This is a genomic window from Kutzneria sp. NPDC051319, from assembly GCF_040682195.1.
Lineage (GTDB): Bacteria > Actinomycetota > Actinomycetes > Mycobacteriales > Pseudonocardiaceae > Kutzneria.
On record NZ_JBFBAM010000008.1, the window covers coordinates 104,222 to 124,590 of the forward strand.

At 70.5% G+C, this 20,369-nt stretch carries 21 protein-coding genes and 1 pseudogene; 13 read left to right on the forward strand and 9 right to left on the reverse strand.

Annotation, left to right across the window (positions count from 1 at the left end; translation table 11 throughout):
- Positions 1-6 precede the first annotated feature (6 nt).
- The 3 genes from AB0M73_RS10195 to AB0M73_RS10205 are packed head-to-tail and all read left to right on the forward strand — an operon-like array spanning position 7 to position 2,797.
- Complete coding sequence (locus AB0M73_RS10195; protein ID WP_363889391.1) at positions 7-552, forward strand: hypothetical protein; 546 nt, start codon at positions 7-9, stop codon at positions 550-552.
- Positions 549-1,628 carry an MAB_1171c family putative transporter gene (locus AB0M73_RS10200; protein WP_363889393.1) on the forward strand — a complete coding sequence of 360 codons (1,080 nt, stop codon included), beginning with the start codon at positions 549-551 and terminating at the stop codon, positions 1,626-1,628. Before AB0M73_RS10195 ends, AB0M73_RS10200 begins: the two co-directional genes overlap by 4 nt.
- Positions 1,625-2,797 carry an FAD-dependent monooxygenase gene (locus AB0M73_RS10205; protein ID WP_363889395.1) on the forward strand — a complete coding sequence of 391 codons (1,173 nt, stop codon included), beginning with the start codon at positions 1,625-1,627 and terminating at the stop codon, positions 2,795-2,797. Before AB0M73_RS10200 ends, AB0M73_RS10205 begins: the two co-directional genes overlap by 4 nt.
- Here AB0M73_RS10205 and AB0M73_RS10210 read toward each other — a convergent pair.
- Positions 2,787-3,593, reverse strand: coding sequence for an oxygenase MpaB family protein (locus AB0M73_RS10210; protein ID WP_363889399.1), 807 nt, complete (start codon positions 3,591-3,593; stop codon positions 2,787-2,789). The two genes, AB0M73_RS10205 and AB0M73_RS10210, sit on opposite strands and share 11 nt — an antisense overlap.
- A gap of 313 nt (positions 3,594-3,906) precedes the next feature.
- Here AB0M73_RS10210 and AB0M73_RS10215 point away from each other — a divergent pair, with 313 nt between their 5' ends.
- Both AB0M73_RS10215 and AB0M73_RS10220 read left to right on the forward strand, forming a co-directional pair.
- The gene (locus AB0M73_RS10215) at positions 3,907-5,079 is read left to right on the forward strand and encodes an LLM class flavin-dependent oxidoreductase (RefSeq protein ID WP_363889401.1); all 1,173 of its coding nucleotides are present in this window, start codon (positions 3,907-3,909) and stop codon (positions 5,077-5,079) included.
- A gap of 36 nt (positions 5,080-5,115) precedes the next feature.
- Positions 5,116-5,931 carry an SAM-dependent methyltransferase gene (locus AB0M73_RS10220; protein ID WP_363889404.1) on the forward strand — a complete coding sequence of 272 codons (816 nt, stop codon included), beginning with the start codon at positions 5,116-5,118 and terminating at the stop codon, positions 5,929-5,931.
- Here the strand turns inward: AB0M73_RS10220 and AB0M73_RS10225 are convergent.
- A complete protein-coding gene (locus AB0M73_RS10225) occupies positions 5,904-6,935 on the reverse strand; it encodes an FAD-dependent monooxygenase (protein ID WP_363889406.1) in 1,032 nt (343 codons plus the stop codon). The two genes, AB0M73_RS10220 and AB0M73_RS10225, sit on opposite strands and share 28 nt — an antisense overlap.
- An 85-nt stretch (positions 6,936-7,020) precedes the next feature.
- Here AB0M73_RS10225 and AB0M73_RS10230 point away from each other — a divergent pair, with 85 nt between their 5' ends.
- Complete coding sequence (locus AB0M73_RS10230; protein ID WP_363889408.1) at positions 7,021-7,506, forward strand: helix-turn-helix domain-containing protein; 486 nt, start codon at positions 7,021-7,023, stop codon at positions 7,504-7,506.
- Here the strand turns inward: AB0M73_RS10230 and AB0M73_RS10235 are convergent.
- On the reverse strand, positions 7,496-8,329 hold the full coding sequence (locus AB0M73_RS10235; protein ID WP_363889410.1) for an alpha/beta hydrolase: 834 nt from the start codon (positions 8,327-8,329) through the stop codon (positions 7,496-7,498). The two genes, AB0M73_RS10230 and AB0M73_RS10235, sit on opposite strands and share 11 nt — an antisense overlap.
- Between AB0M73_RS10235 and AB0M73_RS10240 the strand changes: the two genes are divergently transcribed.
- Positions 8,330-10,183, forward strand: a complete 1,854-nt coding sequence (locus AB0M73_RS10240; RefSeq protein ID WP_363889411.1) for a BTAD domain-containing putative transcriptional regulator — start codon at positions 8,330-8,332, stop codon at positions 10,181-10,183.
- 430 nt (positions 10,184-10,613) lie between these two features.
- Here the strand turns inward: AB0M73_RS10240 and AB0M73_RS10245 are convergent, their stop codons facing one another.
- Complete coding sequence (locus tag AB0M73_RS10245; RefSeq protein ID WP_363889414.1) at positions 10,614-10,961, reverse strand: hypothetical protein; 348 nt, start codon at positions 10,959-10,961, stop codon at positions 10,614-10,616.
- A 79-nt stretch (positions 10,962-11,040) separates the two neighbouring features.
- Between AB0M73_RS10245 and AB0M73_RS10250 the strand changes: the two genes are divergently transcribed.
- Positions 11,041-11,706, forward strand: a complete 666-nt coding sequence (locus AB0M73_RS10250; RefSeq protein WP_363889416.1) for a helix-turn-helix domain-containing protein — start codon at positions 11,041-11,043, stop codon at positions 11,704-11,706.
- On the opposite strand, the gene AB0M73_RS10255 is transcribed toward AB0M73_RS10250, so the two are convergent.
- Positions 11,654-11,983: a GNAT family N-acetyltransferase gene (locus AB0M73_RS10255; protein ID WP_363889418.1), complete on the reverse strand. Its 330-nt coding sequence runs from the start codon at positions 11,981-11,983 to the stop codon at positions 11,654-11,656. The two genes, AB0M73_RS10250 and AB0M73_RS10255, sit on opposite strands and share 53 nt — an antisense overlap.
- An 89-nt stretch (positions 11,984-12,072) precedes the next feature.
- Between AB0M73_RS10255 and AB0M73_RS10260 the strand changes: the two genes are divergently transcribed.
- The 3 genes and pseudogenes from AB0M73_RS10260 to AB0M73_RS10270 form a co-directional block, all read left to right on the forward strand.
- Positions 12,073-12,303 carry a hypothetical protein gene (locus AB0M73_RS10260; RefSeq protein ID WP_363889420.1) on the forward strand — a complete coding sequence of 77 codons (231 nt, stop codon included), beginning with the start codon at positions 12,073-12,075 and terminating at the stop codon, positions 12,301-12,303.
- Between the two features lie 7 nt (positions 12,304-12,310).
- Positions 12,311-13,378 (forward strand): Gfo/Idh/MocA family oxidoreductase, encoded by a 1,068-nt coding sequence (locus AB0M73_RS10265; RefSeq protein ID WP_363889423.1) that lies wholly within the window; start codon positions 12,311-12,313, stop codon positions 13,376-13,378.
- A gap of 50 nt (positions 13,379-13,428) precedes the next feature.
- Positions 13,429-13,589, forward strand: a pseudogene (locus tag AB0M73_RS10270) (hypothetical protein); the annotation flags it as partial.
- On the opposite strand, the gene AB0M73_RS10275 reads toward AB0M73_RS10270, so the two are convergent.
- Positions 13,578-14,771 carry an alpha/beta hydrolase gene (locus AB0M73_RS10275; protein ID WP_363889424.1) on the reverse strand — a complete coding sequence of 398 codons (1,194 nt, stop codon included), beginning with the start codon at positions 14,769-14,771 and terminating at the stop codon, positions 13,578-13,580. The pseudogene AB0M73_RS10270 and the gene AB0M73_RS10275 overlap by 12 nt on opposite strands.
- A 98-nt stretch (positions 14,772-14,869) precedes the next feature.
- Here AB0M73_RS10275 and AB0M73_RS10280 point away from each other — a divergent pair, with 98 nt between their 5' ends.
- Together AB0M73_RS10280 and AB0M73_RS10285 are read left to right on the forward strand one after the other, a co-directional pair.
- Positions 14,870-15,442, forward strand: a complete 573-nt coding sequence (locus tag AB0M73_RS10280; protein ID WP_363889426.1) for a TetR/AcrR family transcriptional regulator — start codon at positions 14,870-14,872, stop codon at positions 15,440-15,442.
- Between the two features lie 285 nt (positions 15,443-15,727).
- The gene (locus AB0M73_RS10285) at positions 15,728-17,374 is read left to right on the forward strand and encodes a substrate-binding domain-containing protein (RefSeq protein ID WP_363889429.1); all 1,647 of its coding nucleotides are present in this window, start codon (positions 15,728-15,730) and stop codon (positions 17,372-17,374) included.
- Here the strand turns inward: AB0M73_RS10285 and ligD are convergent.
- Genes ligD through AB0M73_RS10300 form a run of 3 tightly spaced genes read right to left on the reverse strand, consistent with a single transcriptional unit; the run spans position 17,360 to position 20,355 of the window.
- A complete protein-coding gene (gene ligD / locus AB0M73_RS10290) occupies positions 17,360-18,307 on the reverse strand; it encodes a non-homologous end-joining DNA ligase (protein ID WP_363889432.1) in 948 nt (315 codons plus the stop codon). The two genes, AB0M73_RS10285 and ligD, sit on opposite strands and share 15 nt — an antisense overlap.
- A gap of 4 nt (positions 18,308-18,311) precedes the next feature.
- Positions 18,312-19,688 (reverse strand): ATP-binding protein, encoded by a 1,377-nt coding sequence (locus tag AB0M73_RS10295; protein ID WP_363889435.1) that lies wholly within the window; start codon positions 19,686-19,688, stop codon positions 18,312-18,314.
- Positions 19,681-20,355, reverse strand: a complete 675-nt coding sequence (locus AB0M73_RS10300; RefSeq protein WP_363889438.1) for a response regulator transcription factor — start codon at positions 20,353-20,355, stop codon at positions 19,681-19,683. The genes AB0M73_RS10295 and AB0M73_RS10300 overlap by 8 nt, the downstream gene beginning before the upstream one ends.
- Positions 20,356-20,369 lie beyond the last annotated feature (14 nt).

Here is a 20,369-nt window from a genome sequence, read left to right on the forward strand (position 1 = left end):
CCGCGGATGCGATTCGCCCGCCGCGACGCCGGGACCAGCGAGCGCGCGCTGCGCAGGCGCTGCCGGGGCCTGCTGCGCGACCTGGACGTGCAGCCGCCCTTGGACGTGCACGAGTTCTGCGCCCGCCTGGCCATGGTGCGCGGCCGGCCGATCCGGCTGGTGCCCTACCCGCTGTGGGCCGACGGGCCGTTCGGGCTGTGGTTCAAGGGCCGCAGCACCGACTTCATCGTCTACCAGGAACACACCACCAAGCCGCACCAGCGGCACATCATCCTGCACGAGGTCGGTCACATCCTGGCCGACCACCCGTCCGACGAGGGCGCCGAGGGCCTGTGCGACCTGCTGGCCGGTCCGGCCGGCGAGCTGCCCGAGCCGCCGGAGAGCCTGCGCTGCCGCACCGCCTACGAGGAACGCGAGGAGCGCGAGGCCGAGACCGTGGCCACGATCATCCTGGAGTGGGCGTCCATTTTGGACGCCATGCGGCTGCCGCAGAGCGACGACGCCGCCGAGGGTGTGGACGCGGCGCTGAGTGACCGGCTGGGGTGGCTGTGACTCTTCAGGTGTTGGCGGCGATCGGCATCGGCATCTGGAAGGCGTCCCAGTTGGCGCGGACGCCGAAACGGATCTCGCTGTGGTGGGTCGTGGCCTGCTTCGCGTTGTCGGCGGCGGCGTTCGGCGTGGCCCCGTCGGCCGGCGCCGGCGTGGAGGGCGGTGTCTCTGGGGCCGGCCCGATCTGGCTGATGTGGCTGGCCGAGGCGCTGCTGCTGACCATGTTGTACGCGCTGATCTGCGTCTTCGTGTTCTCGGCCGGACAGGGACGACCGGCCTGGCGGCAGGCGGTGCGCGAGGCTGTGCGACTGGCGATCACGTTGCTGGTGCTGGGAATGCTCGCCGCAACGGTGCCGCAGCGGCTGACGCCGACCGAGTACCCACGGGCCACCCTGGACGCGTTTCGCTTCGTCGCCAACGCCTACACCGTCTACGGCGTGATCACGTGCATCGTCTGGATGCGCCGGCACTCGAAGATCACCCAGCGCTGGCTGGCCCGCGGCCTGGCCATCGCCTCCGCCGGGCTGGCCCTGATCGGCCTCGGCTCGGCGCTGATCGCCGTGTCGATGGTGATCCGCCTGGCCAACCCGGACACGGCGATGGCCCTGGAGCTGCCGATGCCCGTGGTGATGACGGCGAACCTGCTGGTGCTGGTCGGCTTCATCATGCCGGGCGCCCGCGTGCGGTGGGCGGCCGGCCGGGTGTGGTGGCGGCACCTGCGCGACTACCACCGCCTGCGTCCATTGTGGACGATGCTGCACGAGGCGTTCCCCGAGGACGCGCTCAGCCGGGCCCCGGCCAGCGTCTGGCAGGACACATTGAGCCTGCGCGCGGTCAATCGCCGCTTCTACCGCCGGGTCATCGAGTGCCGCGACGGCCTCGTGCGGGCCAGCGGCCGACTGCCGGCCGACTGCCCGGAAGACTCGGCGGCCATCGCGCTGTGGCTGCGCGGGACACTGCGGACCACACCGCACGAGAACGATGTCGTTGCGGCACAACCGGTGGCCGTGCCGGCCGACGGCGGGCTCGATGCCGATGTCCGGGAACTGGTGGCGCTGTCGCGGGAACTGCGCGTATGAGCCGGGTGCTGGTCGTCGGCGGCGGCATCGCCGGCCTGACGACGGCGATAGCGCTGCGCCACGCGGGCCTGGAGGCCACCGTGTCGGAGGCGCACCCGATCGGCGCCGACGGCAAGGGCGCGTTCCTGACGATCATGGCCAACGGGCTGGACGCGTTGCGCGCCATCGAGGCCGAGCATCTGGTGCTGGACCGGTCGTTCACCTCCAACGAGGTGCGCATGCGCAACGGCCACGACCGACGGCTCGGGGTGCTCAGCATTCCCAGCCCCGACCCGGAACACGGCCCGCGGACCATGCGCCGCGCCGATCTGTACCGGGTTCTGGTCGAGGAAGCGCGGCGGCGGGGCGTGGAGATCCAGCACGGCAAGCGACTCGTCGGAACCCGTTACCACGGCGGCGTTACAGCGTTCTTCGGCGACGGCACGCGCATCGGCGGCAACCTGCTGATCGGCGCGGACGGCGTGCGCTCCACGACCCGCACGCTGATCGACCCGAACGCCCCGCAGCCGGCCTACACGGGCTGGAACATCGCGATGGGCGCCGTCCGCGACGCGCTGCCGGACAACCACCGGGACTGCTACTACATGTACTTCGGCCGCCGGGCCACCTGCGGGCACATCACGTCACCGGACGGCGAGACCTGGTGGTTCGTCAATGTGCCCTGCGGCGAACGGGATCTGGCCGACGCGTCGCCGGCGCAACTCAGGCAGCGCCTCGGCGACCTGTTCGCCGGCGACCGGATCGGGACCGTGCAGGCGATCCGTGCCACCGCCGACGAGGACCTCACCGCGACCGCCTGCTACCAGCTGCCGACCGTGCCGACATGGTCCCGCGCCGGCATGACCCTCGTCGGCGACGCGCTGCACGTGGCGTCGCCGTCCACCACGCAGGGCGCGTCCATGGCCATCGAGGACGCCGTCACCCTGGCGCAGTGCCTGCGTGACGTGCCGGACACCACTGCGGCGCTTCAACTGTACGAGCTGCTGCGCCGGGAACGGGTGGAACGTGTTGTGCGCTCAGGGTTCCGCAAGCTCGGGCCGCGCGTGCCCGGGCTGGTGCAGCGGTTGCTGCGGGACCGGGCCGTCACCCGCCGAACGCGTCATCCCGACATCGACTGGCTGCACCTGCACCACATCGACTGGGACAGCGACCTGAGCGCTACCGGCTGAGCAGCGCCAGCGGCAGCAGGTCGTCCTCGGTCACCGTCGCGAGGTCGATGCGCGGGAACTCCACCGCCGCCGACCGGTCGATGCCGAAAACCTCCGCCACCTCCGGGTCGAGCAGGCCTGCGGTCGCCGCCACCAGGTCCTCCATCGCCACGTCCTTGACGCGCAGGGACCGGTTCTCCTGGAACACCGCCACCGCCTCGGCGTTGGCGGTCAGCTCCTTGGCGATGATGCCTTCGTACTCTGTGGACAGTTCGGCGAAGGTGGCCGGCAGCGCCGGAGTGGTGCCGAAGACGTGGCCGACCGTCAGCACCGCGTCCGCGCAGTAGGAGTCCCGATCGGACTCATCCAGCTGGCCGATCATCTTCTCCTGCGCGGCAAGCAGGTGCCACATCAGCACGGTGTAGACCCGGGTGGTCAGGTCCGGGTCGTTGGCCGTCCACTCGCGACCGGTGGCGTCGACGCCGCGCAGCCGGGCGTGCGCCTCGTACGCGCCCTTGCGTTGCGCCTCAACCTGTTCGGTGTCACCGAAGATGGCGATCAGCATGCCGCGGGTGAGCTGGCGGAACTCGTTGAAGTGGGGGCGGCGTGTCATGGCCATCGTTATCGACTGTCTCATGTGGTCGACCAGCACCAGCGTGGTGAACGCCGACCAGCCGCCGAGCACCATCGGCAGCCAGGGCGCGCAGTACCGGCGCAGCACCGAATCGTCTCCCACGAGCCCCTCGTCGGCGCGGGCACGCGGCGTGTCGAAGCCGTCACGCAGCGGACGCAGGGAATCCGCCGTCACTCTGGACATGGCGGTAGGCAGGTTGACCGGCGACAACGTTGGGCTCCTTATGGTGGGACCTCGACCGGCGCACGGTGATGCGCGGGCCGACACGACGATCTCCGGACACCCCTGTCCGCTAGTCGTTCCCCCAGTAGCCCGAGCTTCGCAAGTCGGCGGGGAAGACCGTACCTTCGCCACCCGCGCGGAGTCGAGTCATTCCCAGGCAACTCTGCGGGAGCGTTCCCGGATGTACCCGCAGGTGAGACGGCTGTGTGTAACGACCACGCTCGGTCGGCAGACATCAGCGTGCAGTGACCGTCGCGACGAAGGGGCGTCCGCCGTGAAGATCGATCTGTTCAACGAGATCCAGAATCCCCGTCCGTGGCCGGCCGGTCACGAACAGCAACGCTTCCGGCGGGCCATCGAGCAGGCGAAGCTGGCCGACGAACTGGGTTACGGCTGCTGGTGGCAGGTCGAGCACCACGGGGCGGGCGAGTTCAGCCTGTCCTCGGCGCCGGAGCTGATGCTGGCGGCGATCGCCCAGCACACCGAGCGAATCCGGATCGGCCACTCGGCCGTGCTCGCGCCGGGACGCTTCAACCACCCGATCCGCGTGGCCGAGCGGGCGGCGACGCTGGACCACCTCAGCGGCGGACGCGTCGAGCTGGGCCTGACCAGGTCGACCATCCCGGAGTGGCGGCTGTTCGACATCTCCCCGGAGCAGGCCCGGGCGCAGACGCAGGAAGCGTTCGACATGATCCCGCGGATGTGGACCACGGACGAGTTCTCGCACGACAGCGAGAACTACCAGATCCCCACCATCTCCATCGGCCCCAAGCCGTTGCAGCAGCCGCATCCGCCGCTGTGGCAGGCCGCGGCCAGCCCGACCTCGTTCGAGGACGCCGGACGGCGCGGTGTGGGCGTGCTGGGCACGACGATGTGGGAGTCGCTGGAGCGGGTCGGCCGGATGATCAAGCTGTACCGGGCGGCGGCCGAGTCCTGCACCGATCCGGTGGGCTCGTTCGTGAACAACCAGGTCGGCTACTTCACGTTCGTGCACTGCGCGGAGACCGACGAGCAGGCCATGCGCAACGGCGCCGCCGCGGCCGCGGCCTGGTACACCGTGACGGCGCTGCGGTTCTTCGAGGCCGCCACCGAATTCGCCGCCACCATGCAGCGCCACCAGGATCTGCTGGACGCCCCCGACGGCGGCGGGCTCACCGGCGAGTTCCTGCGCGGCGAGATCGACAACGCGCCGACCGACGCCCAGCTGCTGATCGGCCGGGTGCTGCAGGGCGAGGACATACCCGAGGAGGAGGTGTTCACGGTGCTCAGCGCCCAGCAGTCGCTGATCGTCGGCAGTCCGGAGACGTGCCGCGAGAAGCTGCGCGCCTACGCCGATCTGGGCATCGACCGGCTGATGTGCCTGCACCAGATCGGCAGCATCCCCGACGAGGCGGTGACCACCAGCATCCGCCTGATCGGCGAGCTCATCCCGGAGTTCGATCGTTAGCTCGGGAACGTCCGGCGGTGTTCTAGGGTGACGGGCATGGAACGACCCGCCTGGGCGCCGCCGGACGTGGACATCGACCAGCCGAGCATCAGCCGGATCTGGGACTGGTTCCTGGACGGCTCGCACAACTTCGCGGTGGACCGCGAGGTGGCCAAGCAGATGCTCAAGCTGATGCCGGAGGGGCCGCGGATGGCCCAGGCCAGCCGCGCCTTCCTGCGCCGCGCGGTGCGGATGTGCGCCGACGCCGGGGTCACCCAGTTCCTGGACATCGGCTCCGGCATCCCGACCGTGGGCAACGTGCACGAGATCGCCCGCGCCGCCGACCCGCAGTCGCGCGTGGTCTACGTGGACACCGATCCGGTGGCCGTGAGCCACACGCGGCAGATGCTGGGCGGGGATCCGACCACCACCGTGCTGCGGGGCGACCTGCGGGACCCGCAGGCGATCCTGGACAGTCCCGAGGTGCGCGGGACGCTGGACCTGGACAGTCCCGTGGCGGTCATGCTGATCATGATCCTGCATTTCATCCACGACGAGGACGACCCGGCCGCCGTGCTGGCCCGCTTCCGGGAGGCGCTGCCGTCGGGCAGCATGCTGGTCGTCGCGCACGGCAGCCAGAACACCGAGAACATGCCGGACGAGCACCTGCACGGGGCCCGCAAGATGTACGAGAAGTCGGTGGCCCAGGTGCGGCTGCGGACCCGGACCGAGGTCCAGGCCCTGTTCGGCGGCTGGAAGCTCGTGCCGCCGGGCGTGGTGTGGATTCCCGACTGGCGGCCGGATCCGGCCGACGCGGTGCCGGCCTTCGACATCCCCAACGCCGGCTACGCCGGTGTCGCCGTCAAGCTCTGAGCCGCCTGCCGGCCCTTCTCCTGGTTCTCGGTGACATAGGGGCGAAGTTCGGCCTCGTACGCCCGGAACGCCGCCTCGTGATCGTCGGTGGCGATCAGGTGCCGGGCCAGCGACCGCGCCGCGGTGAGCGCCTGCGAGGTGCCCATGCCGCTGGTCGGGGCCGCGCAGTAGCCGGCGTCGCCGAGCAGCGCCACCCGACCCCGCGACCAGCGGTCGAGCCGGATCTGGCAGGTGGAGCCGAAGTAGTAGTCCTCGGCGGCGCTCATCGCGTCCAGCAGCCCCGGGATTTCCCAGCTGTGGCCGGCAAACGCCGCCCGGACCGCCTGTTCCTGCTCGTCACGGGGGCAGCGGTCGAGCTCGGGTGATTCGGTGGCGAACGACATGCTCACGGTCATGCGCCTCGGGTCACCGGAGCTGTACAGGTAGATCGCCGCGCCGCCGTGCTGCCAGAGCATGCCCTTGTGGTCGAGGCCGAGGTGGTTGGCCAGGCTGAAGCCGACGCCGGACAGGCCGAGGTGGGTCAGGCCCTGCTCGTCGAAGGCCAGCCGGCGCACGGTGGACCACACCCCGTCGGCCCCGATCACCACGTCGTACTCGGCCTTGTCGCGACGTTCGAACTCCACGTGACGACCGTCGATGGCGGTGATCGACTCGTCGAACACGTAGTGCGCGCGGTCCTTGGTGATGTCGTGCAGGAGGCGGGTCAGGTCGGCCTTGGGCACCTCCAGCTCGCCCGAGAAGACCTCGGCCGGCAGCTCGGCGACCATCGCGCCGGTCTCGTCGACCAACGTGGTGCCGCGCATCTTCGTGTCGAGGGCGCGGACCCGCTCCTCGATGCCCAGCTCGGCCAGCACGTCGAAGGCCGCGCCGCGGAAGTCGACGTTGTAGCCGCCGCCGCGCGGCTCGGGCGCCCGCTCCACGACGGTGACCTCGCAGTGGTCGGACAGGAAGTACGCGAGGGCGGGGCCGGCCACGCCCGCTCCGGAGATCAGCACCTTGGTCATGACACTGACTGTAGATCCGTCTTATCCATATGGTCAATCCAATTGGATAAACCGCTTGGTTAATTCCTGCGCTAGGCTCGTGACCATGGGCAACCGTGAGGATCTGCTGGCCGGGGCCAAGCAGTGCCTGATCGAGCGCGGCTGGGCGCGCACCACCGTCCGCGACATCGCGGCGGCGGCCGGCGTGAACCACGCGGCCATCGGCTACCACTTCGGCTCCCGCGAGGCGCTGCTCACGCAGGCCGTGATGGCGGCGATGGACGAGCTCGGCGACGAGATGGCGGCCCGGCTGGCCGGCGTCGACCCGGAGCACCGGTGGCAGGTGCTGATCGACACCTTCACCACGCACCGCACGCTGTGGGTGGCCCAGCTGGAGGCGATCGTGCAGGCCAAGCACAACGAGGAGATCCGCGAGCACCTGGCCGCCGGGCAGCGCGAGGCCCGGGAGGGACTCGGCGGCTCCGTGCCCAACGCCATCCTGACCGGCCTGATGCTCCAGTGGCTGGTCGATCCGGCGACCGCGCCGTCGGGGGCCGAGGTCGTCGCCGAGATCCGCGACCTCAAGCCCTGAGCACGTCCGCGATCAGCTTCGGGTCCTCCTCGGCCATGAAGTGCCCGCAGTCGACGGTGCGATGGTCGAGCTTCGGGGCCCAGGCCCGCCACCGCTCCTCGCCGCCGAAACCCCAGTCCTGCTGCAACACGGTGACCGGCATCTGGAACTGCCTGCCCCGGTCCGCGGTGTCGTGCTCGACGTCGATCGTGGCCGAGGCCCGGTAGTCGGCGACGATCGAGGACACCGCGTTTCTGCTGGAGTCCAGGTAGTGGGAGCGGATGTCCGGCGGGATGGCCTTAGGGTCGCGGGTCCAGGCGTCGAGGAAGTGGCCGAAGAACACGTCGGGGTCGGCGGCGATCATCCGCTCCGGCAGCCCGGGCGGCTGGGCCATCAGGTACAGGTGGAAGCCGACCGCGGCGGTCGTGCCGTGCATGACGTCCCACATGTCCAGCGTGGGCAGCACATCCAGGCAGGTCAGGCGGGTCACCTTGTCGGGGTGGTCGAGGCCGGCCCGGAAGGCGACCAGGGCCCCGCGATCGTGGCCGGCCAGCTCGAACTCCTCGTGGCCGAGATGCCGGGCGACGGCGACGATGTCGGCGGCCATCGTGCGCTTGTCGTAGCCGTGGTCGGGCTTGTCGCTGGCCCCGTAGCCGCGTAGGTCGGGGCAGATCACCGTGTGGTCGGCGGCCAGGTCCGCGGCGACGTGCCGCCACATCAGGTGGGTCTGCGGGAATCCGTGCAGCAGCACGATCGGCCGGCCGGCGCCGCCCGTCGCGACATGCAGGGCCACGCCGTCGGCGACGGGGATGCGGTGCGTCTCGAAGCCGGGAATAGTGGTCATGTGCACGAGCCTGCCGGCGGCGAATCAGCAACGGATCAGCAAGTCCGGTTCTCGGTCCTCGGCCCCGTCGCCGCCCATCTCGCTGGCTCTGGTCTGCCGCTGAAGGGTCCTCGCCACCGCGCCGTACTGGCCCGCCTGCTCATCGCGCGCCGCCGTGTGGTGCCAGTCTCGCGGCTCGTGTCCGACCTGTGGGACTCGCCGCCGGCCGGGGCGGTCGGCGCTGTCCAGACGTTCGTCGCCGACCTGCGCCGTGCGCTCGAACCCTCGCGCCCACCTCGCACTCCTCCACGCCTGCTCGTCACCCGCGGTCCCGGCTACGCACTGCTGGCCACGTCGGTCGACGCCTGGGAGTTCGAATCCCTTGTGCCCGAACGGATTCCCGAGGCGTTGGCAATGTGGCACGGTCCCGCCTACGCCGAGTTCGCCGAGGCGTCCTGGGCTCGCGCCGAACGCTCACGACTGGCCGAGCTCCGCTTGCAGGCCGTCGAACTCCTTGCCGCCCAACGGCTCTCCGGTGGTTCCGCCGCAGCCGCCGTGCCCGATCTCGACGCCCACGTCACGGCCCATCCCTGGCGCGAGGAGGGATGGCGGCTGCTGGCGCTGGCCCTCTACCGATCCGGCCGCCAGTCCGACGCCTTGGCCGTCCTCCGCCGGGCCCGGGCGATGTTGGCCGACCAGTTGGGCTTGGATCCCGGCCCTCGGCTGCGCTTGCTGGAAGCCGACGTGCTGGCCCAGGATCCCCGGCTCGACCCATCCGGGCTGTGGACGCGGGCGGCCGAGGTGTACGACCGGACCGTCGCAGTTGGTTCTCGCGCGCGGCTGGAGTCGACGGTCGGCCTGCTCCGCACCCTGGCCGTCACCGGCGGCCTTCGGGCCGCGCAGGAACACCGCCTCTCGGCCATCACCGCCGCCGAGGAGTTCGGCGATCCCGCCCTGACGGCCCGGGTCATCGGCGCCTACGACGTGCCGGCGATCTGGACCCGTAGCGACGATCCCGTGCAGGCGCAGCAGATTGTCGCCGCCGCCTCCAGGACCTTGGCCGCCCTGCCCGACCTTCCCGCATCGCGGTGCCGCCTGCTGGCCACCATCGCGATGGAGATGCGTGGCAGCCGATCGCCTAGCGGGCCTCAGGCCGCTGGCGAGGCCGAGGAGATCGCCCGCTCACTAGGGGATCCCGCGCTGTTGGCGTTCGCCCTCAATGGACGGTTCATGCAGTCCTGCACCCGCGCCGGCCTGTCTCCTCAGCGTGACGCCATCGGCGCGGAGCTGATCTCCCTCGGCGCCCGCCACGACTTGCCCACCTTCACCGTGCTGGGCCACCTCATCCGCGTCCAGGCCCTCGGCGCCGTTGGCGACTTCGCCGCCGCCTCCTCCCATGCCGACGCCGCCGACCTCCTTGCCACCCAACACGAACTGCCCCTGGTCGGCGTCTTCACGACCTGGTACCGAGCCATGCTTTCCCGCTCCGCAACAGCCTACCGCGAGGCTTCTCTGGTGCTTGCCGGCGCCGGAATGCCCGGTGTGGAACAGGGTTTGCTGCCTCTCGCCCTGTTCTCCCTTGACCACCAGGCCGATCCCGCCGCCGACTGGGGTCCGTACCGGCCGTGGATCGAGCCGTTCCTGCTGCTGGACGATCGCTCCGCCGCCCGCGACGCCCTGCACACCGCCCCCGAGCCGCCGGCCGACCTGATGTACGAGTTCCTGACCTGCCTCCAGATCACCGCCGCCCGCCACCTCGACGACCAGGGCCTGCTCCCTGCACTCCGCGCCCGGATCTCCCCCGCCGCCAAGGAATTCGCCGGGGCCGGCAGCGGTCTCGTACACCTGGGGCCGGTGGCCGACTACCTCAGCTGATCCCGCTGTCCGACCATCCGGGCGATCTCGACCCGCGACAGCGCGCCGAGTTTGACCGCTTCGGCAGCGCCGTGTCGATGGGCGCCGGCGCGACCACCGTCGCCGCGGTCGAGGCGTTCCAGAACGCCGGCAAACCGGTGCCGCCCATCGACGGTAAGGACCAGCAGGCTTCCTGGAGCTGTGGCAGCGGCAGAACTTGACCGCGATCGCCCCCGCGTATCCGGTCTACGAATGGCGGACCGCGGTCATCGCCGCCATCGACATCCTGTCCGGCAAGCAGGTGCCGAAGGAATGGATCCTGCCCCGGCCGGTGATCACCGAGGACACGCTGTCCCAGTTCATCACGCCGGGCATGCCGCCGTTGTTCTATTCCAGCTGCGGCTGCCAGAAAATGCCCGGCTTCCCGCAGAACCGGGGCGGGAAACAACCGTCACAGCGCAACGGTGACGTTGACGCGGTTCTTCCCGACCCGCTTCGCGACGGCCTGCCCGGTCACCGGCCCGCCGGGCAGGTCCAGCGTGAGCGGGCCGCCGTCGCCGGTGAAGTTCCGCCACCAGTTCTTGGCGTCGGCCACCATCACCTTGATCGTCACCACGTCGCCGGTCCGCCTGTACCCGACCGGGGTGCTGAAGGTGCGCCCGGAACGGCGGCCGGTGTAGCTGACAACGGTGATGTACCGGCCGATGAGCGGGCCGAACAGCCGAGAGCCGCGCATTCGATCCATCGACCGGTTGACCACGCCGACATAACGTCCAAATGCTGTGTCCTGAAAACTCATCGGTCCTCCAGATCGGCGATTACCGAAACTCTATCACCGGAAGTGGAGCACCTAGTCCACTTGCGTTAAAGTGAGAGTCATGAGCACCGAGACGTCTCACCTGCGCTCGGACGCCGCCGAGAACCGCGACCGCATCCTCGCCGCCGCCCGCGAGCTGTTCGCCGAGCGCGGTCTCGACGTGCAGATGGCCAGCGTCGCCCGCCGGGCCGGGGTCGGCGTGGCCACCCTCTACCGCCGTTTCCCCACCAAGGAGTCGCTGGTCTCAGCCGTGTTCGCCGGTCAGTTCCGCGCGTGCGTGGCCAACATGGACGAGGCCATAACCGATCCGGACCCGTGGCGTGGGCTGACGCGCGTGATCGAGGGCATCTGCGCCATGCAGGCTCACGACCGGGGCTTCAGCGCCGCGTTCCTGGAAGCCTTCCCCACCGGCGCCGAGGACGACCGCGCCCGTGCCGTGCACGACATCACCGTGCTGATCGAGCGGGCCAAGCAGTCCGGGCAGCTACGCGCCGACTTCGAGCCCACCGATCTGACGCTCGTGCTGATGGCCAACAACGGCATCGTCGCCGACACCCCCGAGGCCGCCGAGGCCGCGTCCCGGCGGCTGGTCGCCTACCTGCTCGACTCGTTCCGCGCCGAGCACGCCCGCCCGCTCCCGCCGCCCGCCTCGGTCGACCTGTTGGCAGCGCTGGCTAGCCCTTCTTCGCGAACTTTTCCTCAAGCCAGTCCATGGTCTCGTCCGTGACCGGATCCGTCATGTCGGCGAACCCGCCGTGCTTGCCCAGAAACGCCGTCACCGCCGGACAGACCGCCACGATCCGCCTGTCCTGCGCCTTGGTGTCGGCCAGCGCCTGCTCGATGAGCACCGTGGACAGTCCCTGGCCCCGGTAGGCGTTGTTGACCTCCGTGTGGTGGAAGACCCGCTGCTCGCCCCGGTCGAGGAAGGCGGCCAGCCCCGCGAGCTTGCCGTCGATCCGCAGCTCGTAGCGATTGTCCTTGCGTAGCACCTCGGTGTCGGTCACGCCCATGATCCTATGTCCGCCACGGGCCGTTCGGGTGATCCGGTGGCAATGCCGGTCACGCCCGGCTGCGGCGGGGCGACGATGGACCGATGGCACAGCACGTGAACAAGGGCATCCAGGTGTTCGGCGGCTCCATCAACGCCGACAACATCGCGGTCGGCGACAACGCGCAGGCCGGCACCACGACCGGCGAGCCGGACCGCACCGACAACACCTTCGACGGGGACGCGCACACAGTGGTTCAGGCCGGGCGGATCGATTCGGTCACCTTCGCCGGCCCCGAACAGCAGGCTGGCGGCGAGCCCCACGGCGACGCATAGTGTTCGAGTGACATCGAACAATGCGATCGGGGTCGGGATCGTCGGGCTCAGCGCCCACGGCGGTTGGGCGGCCGGGGCGCACGTGCCGGCGCTCAGGGGCATCGAGGGTTACGAGCTGAGGGCGCTCAGCGCCAGTTCACCCGAGTCCGGAAAGGCGGCGGGCGAGGCCCACGGCGTGCCGCTGGTCTTCGACACCGCCGAGGAGCTCGCCCAGCACCCTGACGTGGACCTCGTCGTCGTGACGGTCAAGGTGCCCTACCACGACGAACTCATCAAACCGGCGCTACAGGCCGGAAAGATGGTGCTCAGCGAGTGGCCGCTGGCGGCCGACCGGCAACGCGCCGAGGCGCTGACCGCCGCCGCGCGGGGCGTCCGCACGGCCATCGGCCTCCAGGCCCGGTCCGCGCCGGCCGTCCGCTACCTCCACGACCTGATCGCCGACGGCTACCTCGGCACCGTGCTGTCGACCACGATGGTCGGATCCGGCGGCGGCTGGGGCGCCACCTACGAGACGGACAGCAAGTACCTCATCGATGCCACCAACGGCGCCACCCTGCTGTCCATCCCCACCGGCCACAGCCTCGACGCCCTGACCGCGGTACTGGGCGACGTCATGGACATATCCGGTCACACCGTCACCCGGCGCCCCGAGGTGCATCACGCCGTCACCGGCGAAGCGGCCACGATGACCTCCCCCGACCAGGTCGCGCTCACGGCGATCCTGCAGTCCGGCGCGGTCGCGGTCGTGCACGTGCGGGGCGGCATGTCGCGGGCGACGAACTTCCGTTGGGAGATCAACGGAAGCGACGGCGACCTCGTGATCACGGCCCCGCCCGGGCTGTGGTGGATGAACGCCGTCACCATCTGCGGCGCTCACGGAGCGGAGACCGAGCTCGCAGAGCTGACCGTCCCCGCGCGCTACGAACGTGTGCTGCCCGGCCGGGCCGCCGAGCCCGCGTACAACGTGGCCCACCTCTACGCGGACCTCCGCGACGACATCATCGCCGGCACGAACCTCGTCCCGGGCTTTGCCCACGCCACCCGACTGCACGAGCTACTCGAGGGAATCCGCTAGCACGAAGTCCGGATCCCTGCGCGGCAAGACTCTCCCCGGCCCACGCCGGCGTCCGCGGCGACCTTGAGCGTCGTTTCTGCGTGATGCTGGTCTTCTTGAACTGCCACCTGGTCGCAGCGTTCCGACTGTCCGCGGTGGACGGTGATCGTTGCCGGCCTTCGCGTCGCGGCGTGGGCATTTGCTGAACCAGAGCCCGGAACTACGCGACTGTAGACTCCAGCCAGTCGAAGATCACCTGGTGGGCGCGGGACATCGCGCCCATGTGGCAGTGCTCGCCGGCGCCCTCGGCTTCCCGCAGGGTGACCAGCGTGGTCGGCGCGTTCACCAGCGCCGCCGCCACCTTTTCCGGCTGTCCCTTGAGGAACTGGTCGTTCTCCGCGTCCAGGACGAGCGTCGCCGACGTGATCCGGTCGGCGACGCCATCGAGGGTGTAGCGGCGGAACTCCCGCGCCAGTTCGGCGTCGTTGTCGACGCCCATCGCCCACACCCCGTTGCGCATGGCCCACCGCACCTGGGTGTTGAAGGCCCGCAGCATCGCCAGCACGGGAATCGCGGCGTCGTCGCGGCTCTCCTCGATCCAGCGGGTCAGGAACGGCGGCAGCGAGTTCGTCATGGCGGCGTAGAAGTCGAAGATGCCGTCGTCGAGGACGATCGCGGCCGGCCGCTGGTCGAACGCGGCCGCACGGGCCACGAGGTAGCCGCCGAGGCTGTAGCCGAACAGGGCGATGCGGTCGGGCGCGACCTCCGGCCTGGTCAGCGCGAAGTCGATCACCGGCGTGACCACGGCCTCCCAGTCGGGCCGGAACACCAGCCCCTGCTTGCGCAGCGCCGCGCCCTGGCCGGGGCCGTCGAACGCCAGCACGTTGTGACCACGGGCCAGCGCGGCGCCGGCGACCGCGAAGTACGACTCCTCCAGGGTGGAGTCGTAGCCGGAGTTGTAGATCACGGTCGGCCGCGGCTTGTCGTCGACGGTGTACAGGTAGCCGGGCAGAGTCGTGTCCTCGTAGGGAATCTCGATCTGCTCGAAGCCGAAGTCGAACAGTCCGGCGGCGGTGACGAAGGTGTCGCGGGAACGCTCCGACAGCTCGGCCACCTCGGGGTCGTTCTTCGGGTCGTCGCGGCGGTAGAACTCGGCGGTGCGGAAGTAGTTGGACGCCCGCAGCAACGCCTCCCGGGCGCTGACCTCGCGGCCGGCGGCCAGCGACGCCCGGCCCAGCGCCTCCACCCGCGTGGCCGTCGCCTTCCACTCGCGGTGCCAGGCGGCCTCGTCGCCCTCGGGAATGGCCCGCACGGTCGTGAGGATCTCGCCCAGGTCGGCGCCGCCGTAGTTGGCGAAGCCGGCGGCCCGCAGCGCCTCGAAGGAGAACGACTCGTCTTCGAACAGGAACATCATGACCTGCGCCTTTCACCGGAACGGATCGGTATCGTTCCATCAAGGTAGCTCCGTCTCTAGCGAGACGCAACCGTTCCGTTCCGTGTTAGGCTCGCGGCATGACGGTGGGCAAGGCGCTACACGACGACGTCACGGACGCGATCAGCACGGCCTTCTTCGAGGAGCTGGCCGCGACCGGCTACGGCCGACTGTCTGTGGACGCCGTGGCCAAGCGGGCCGGCGTGGGCAAGGCCGCGATCTACCGCCGCTGGCCGTCCAAGCAGCGCATGGCGGTGGAGCTGACGTCATCCGTCGCCGTGTCGGCCATCGACGCCCCCGACACCGGCAGCCTCCGTGGCGACGTGCGCCAGTTCCTGGCCAACGCGCGGGCCGCGTTGTCACATCCGCTGGCGCTGGCGATCATCCCCGACCTGCTGGCCGAGGCCCGGCGCAACGTCGAGCTGGCCGAGGCGCTGCTCAGCAGCGTTCGGGATCCGCGACGGGCCAGCTCCAGCGACATGGTGGCACGGGCGATCGAGCGCGGCGAACTGCCGGCCGACACGGATGTCGAGCTGTGCCTGGACTTCCTGGCCGGCCCCCTCTACTGGCGGCTGACCGCGATCAACTCCGAGCCGACCCCCGACTACCTCGACCGCCTCACCGACAAGATCGTGGCGGCATTCCGCGCCTGAGTGGCCTGGGACGCGGCTGAGCAGGCCGCGCAGTGGTCCGGGCGACATCTGCCCGCAACGACCGCGAGATGCCGCGATCACGGCGCTGCACGCGATGGTCCACCCCATGCCCGTCGAACTCGGCGAACCGGTGACCTATGACCGTGATGTCAAGGATCCACGATGGACCGTCGCCGTTGACGCGGCGGCAAAGGCCCTGGCCACGCTGACCGCCTGAACCGACTGCGTCTTCCCCGCGTAGTAGAGCGTGGAGATCCACGTCCACGCACTCGCGAGGAGAGGCACATGGCGGCCCGTCACCACTCTCGCACCCCGCAGCATCCGCTGCGGCCCTTCCTGCTTCCCCTGCTCGTCGGCGCGCTGGCGGTCTCGGGCCTGGTCGTCGCGAACGCCGCCGCCGCGTCGCACTGCCACGGCTCGGACACCCCGCTGCGCATCGCCGTCACGCCGGCGATGCTCGCCCCGGTTCACGCCATCGCCGACGCCTTCAACCACGACGCCGCCGACAACGACGGCCAGTGCGCCACTGTGGACGTCACCGCCGAGCCGGCCGCGCAGGTCGTGCAGGATCTGCCGGTCAACCCCGTCGACCCGCCCGCGCTGTGGATCCCCGACTCGGCGCTCTGGGTCCCGACAGCGCAGCAGCTCGAAGGTCGCGTCACCGGGCCGACGCCCCGGTTGGCCGAGCATCCCTCGATCGCCTCGTCGCCGCTGGTGATCGCCGCGTCGCCGCAGCAGGCCGGCAAGTTGACGTCCTGGCAACAGCTGGTCACCGGCAACGCCATGATCGCCGACCCCCTCAGCAACACGGAGGGCATCGCGACCCTGGCCCTCGCGCAACGCCTCTCCCCCGCGCCCACCGCCGCGCCGCCGCCGGAGCTCATCGCCGTGCTGCTGAAGCTCCGTAACGCCACTGTGGACAGCACGGCGGCGGCTTTCCACGCGCAGCAACAACACTCAGATGCGGTGTTCACCACCACCGAGCAGTCCGTCGTCGCCCACAACGCCAATGGCGGCGCCAAGGCCGTGGCCGTCTACCCCACCGAGGGCAGCGTCCTGTTCGATTATCCCGTCGTGCGCGTCACCACCTCCACCGAGCCGGCCGGAACCGACGCCGCGGCAACGGCCTTCGAGGCCGAGCTCCACTCGGCCCGGTCCATGGGCATTCTCAGCGCCGCCGGCTTCCGCGACCCGCGCGCCGTGGCCTCGTCGTCGTGGGGCGGCAAGGACGGCGTGCGCTCCCAGACGCCGAAGCTCATCCCCGCCCCGACCGCCGACCAGGTCGCCACCGTGATGCGGGCGTGGAGCGTCGTGCACCTCGACGGCCGCACCCTGGCCGTGATCGACACCTCCGGCTCCATGAAGGATCCGATGCCCGACGGGCAGTCCCGCATCCAGGTCGCGCGCGACGGGGCGCTGGCCGGGCTGTCGCTCATGCCGGACAGCACGTCCGTCGGCCTGTGGACGTTCTCGCTCACCACCTCCGAACTCGTGCCGCTGGGACCGCTGGGCGGCCTGGACAACCGCGTGCCGCAGCGGCTCGCCCTGCAACAGGCCGGCGCGACCCTGCCCGGCCGCGTCGGCGGCAGCACCGCTCTCTACGACACTGCCCTGGCCGGCTACGAGGCGTTGAAGGACGGCTTCGACCCGACCAAGGTCAACGCCGAGGTGCTCATCACCGACGGCCGCAACGAGCGGGCCGGCGGCCTCGACCTCAACGGCCTGCTGGCCCGGTTGCGCGCGGAGGCCGACCCCAGCCGCCCCATCGAGATCATCGGCATCGGGCTGGGCCCGGACGCCGACATGGGCGTGCTCAACCAGATCGCCGCCGTCACCGGCGGCAAGGCCTATCAGGCCCTGGACGGCGCCGCTTTCCGTGCCGTGTTCTTCGACGCGCTGAGCCGCCGCCCGTGCACCTCAAGCGTCTGCTGACTCGTCCTGCGCCTCGACGCCGTCCCGGTCGGCCCACTCCAGCAGCGGCTCCAGTCCGTGTGCGACGTCGTCGATACCTTCGTGGAGGTCCCCGAGCTCGGCGAACCGGGCCGGCACGGTGGCGATGGTGAAGTCGCCCGGCTCGACGTCGGGCAGCTCGTCCCAGCGGATCGGCGTCGACACCGTCGCCTCGGGATTGCCGCGCACCGAGTAGGCGCTGGCGATGGTGTGGTCCCGGGCGTTCTGGTTGTAGTCGACGAACAACGTGCGGGGGTCCCGGTCCCGCCGCCACCATGTGGTGGTCACGACGTCCGGCGCACGCCGCTCCACCTCGCGGGCGAAGGCCAGCGCGGCCCTGCGCACCTCGCCGAACTCCCAGTCCGGCCGGATGCGCACGTACACGTGCAGGCCGCTGCCGCCGGAGGTCTTCGGATAGCCGGTGATCTTCAGCTCGTCCAGCAGCTCGTGCACCACGCCGGCCACCCGGCGCACGGTGTCGAAGCCGCATTCCGGCATCGGGTCGAGGTCGATGCGCCACTCGTCGGGCCGCTCGGTGTCGGCCCGGCGCGAGTTCCACGGGTGGAACTCCACGGTCGACATCTGCACCGACCAGATCACGTCGGCCAACTTGGTCACGCACAGCTCGTCGGCGTACCGCTTGTAGCGCGGGAAGTGCACCCGCACGGTCTCCAGCCACGGCGGCGCACCGGCCGGCACCCGCTTCTGGTGCACCTTCTCGCCGCTGGTCCCGGTCGGGAACCGGTGCATCATGCATGGCCGCTCCCGCAGCGCCCGCACGATGCCGGGACCGACGGCCAGGTAGTAGTTGGCCAGGTCCAGCTTGGTCTCACCGCGGGCGGCGAAGTAGACCCGGTCCGGGTTGGAGATCCGCACCGGGAGGCCGTCGACGTCCAGCTCGACCGCGCTCGCCACCCGCTCACGGTAGCTCCCCGACGCCGGACGCACCCGGCAAGCGCAGCACGAACCGCGCGCCAACGGCGCTGTCCTCGATGGTGAGCGTGCCGCCGTGCCGGACCGCGATGTCCCGGGCCAGGGCCAGCCCCAGCCCGGAGCCGCCCCCGTCGCGGGCCCGTGCGTCGTCCAGCCGCACGAACCGGTCGAACACACGTTCACGCTCGTGCACGGGGATGCCGGGGCCGTCGTCGAGCACCTCGACCTTGACCACGTCCGGGTCGCGGGCGTCCATCCGCACCCGCACGATCGAGTCGGCGTGCCGGACGGCGTTGTCGATCAGATTGCGCAGCAGCCGCTCCAACTGCCCGAGCTCGCCGCGCACCATCGCCGGAATCTCCACACTGGCCAGCACCCTCGGCCCGACGCCCAGCGAGGAGTGCACGGCGGCCTCCTCCGCCACCACGTCGGAGAGGTCCACCAGCTCCGTCGACAGCGGCCTGTCCCCGGTGAGCTGGAGCAGGTCACTGGTGATCCGCTGGAGCCGGTCCACGTCCAGCAGCGACCGTCGGGCCACCGACTTCCAGTCGGCCCGGCCGGGGTGGGCCAGCGCCACCTCCAGCCCGGTGCGCAGGCTGGCCAGCGGGCTGCGCAGCTCATGGCTGGCGTCGGCGACGAACCGCTCCTGCTGCTCATGGGACCGCTCCAACCGGTCCAGCGTCTCGTTGGTGGTCGAGGCCAGCTTGGCGATCTCGTCGCGGGACCGCGGCACCGGCACCCGGCGGTCCAGCCGGCTGCCGCTGACCACCGACAGCTCCTCGCGGATCGCCTCCACCGACCGCAGCGCCCGTCTCAGCGCGAACCACGCCGCCAATGCGGCGATCACCGTCGCCAGCGGCACGAAGAAGGCCATGGTGTCGTCGAACAGCTTCAGCGTGCCCTGCGTGTCCCAGGGCAGCACGAACAGATACGCGGTGTACGGGCCGGCGACCCGCCCCAACGCGGTGTAGGTGCGGAACTCCCGCCACTGCGGATGCTCCACCGACCGTAGCGTCACATCCACCTCGGTGTTCCAGTCGGCCGGCGCGCCGACCGGCGCCGGGCCCGGCGGCGTCCACTGTGGACGCAGACGAGTGATCTCGTCGCTGACCTTGGCGACCCGGCCGGACCGGTCCAGCAGGACGTACATCTCGTCGCCGCTGAGCTGCGGGTCCCGGTCGCTGGCGACGGCGTCGACCAGCCGGGTCAGCTTGCTGCCGGCTAACCCCTCGGCCTGAATGGACAGCCGGGTGTCGACGAACGCTCGGATACCGATCCAGCCGAGCGTGAACAGGCTGCCGCAGACCAGGAAGGTCGCCATCACCATGCCGGTCCGGATCGAGGCCGGCCACCACCTAGTCATCGTCGGCCAACCGGTAGCCCGTGCCACGCACAGTGGCGATGGTGTGCCGCCCGAACGGGGTGTCCAGCTTGCGGCGCAACGCGCTCACGTACACCTCCACGATGTTCGGGTCGCCCTGGTAGGCCATGTCCCACACCTCGTCGAGGATGTCCTGCTTGGTCACCACCGCGCCGTCGTGCCGCATCAGGCATTCCAGCACCGCGAACTCCTTGGACGTCAACGTCACCACCTGCCCGGCCCGGCGGACCTTGTGCTTGGCCGGATCCAGCACGAGGTCGCCGAACTCCAGCATGGTCACGGCGGCCACCCGCCCGCGACGGGTCAGGGCGCGCAGCCGGGCCGTCAGAACGACGTAGGAGAAGGGTTTGCTGAGGAAGTCGTCGGCGCCGGTGTCCAGCGCCTCGGCCTCGTCGTACTCGCCGTTCTTGGCCGTGAGCATGAGGATCGGGGTCGTGTTGCCGAGCGCCCGCAGGCGCTCGCACACCTTGTACCCGTTCAGCCCGGGCAGCATGATGTCCAGCACGATCACCTGATAGGGGTGCTCCTGCGCGCGATGCAGGCCCTCGATCCCGTCGTGCGCGAGGTCGACGGCGTAGCCCTCCGACTCCAGTCCCCACTGGAGCGACTCGGCCAACCGTTTCTCATCCTCGACGACGAGCACTCGCATGCCTCGATCCTCCC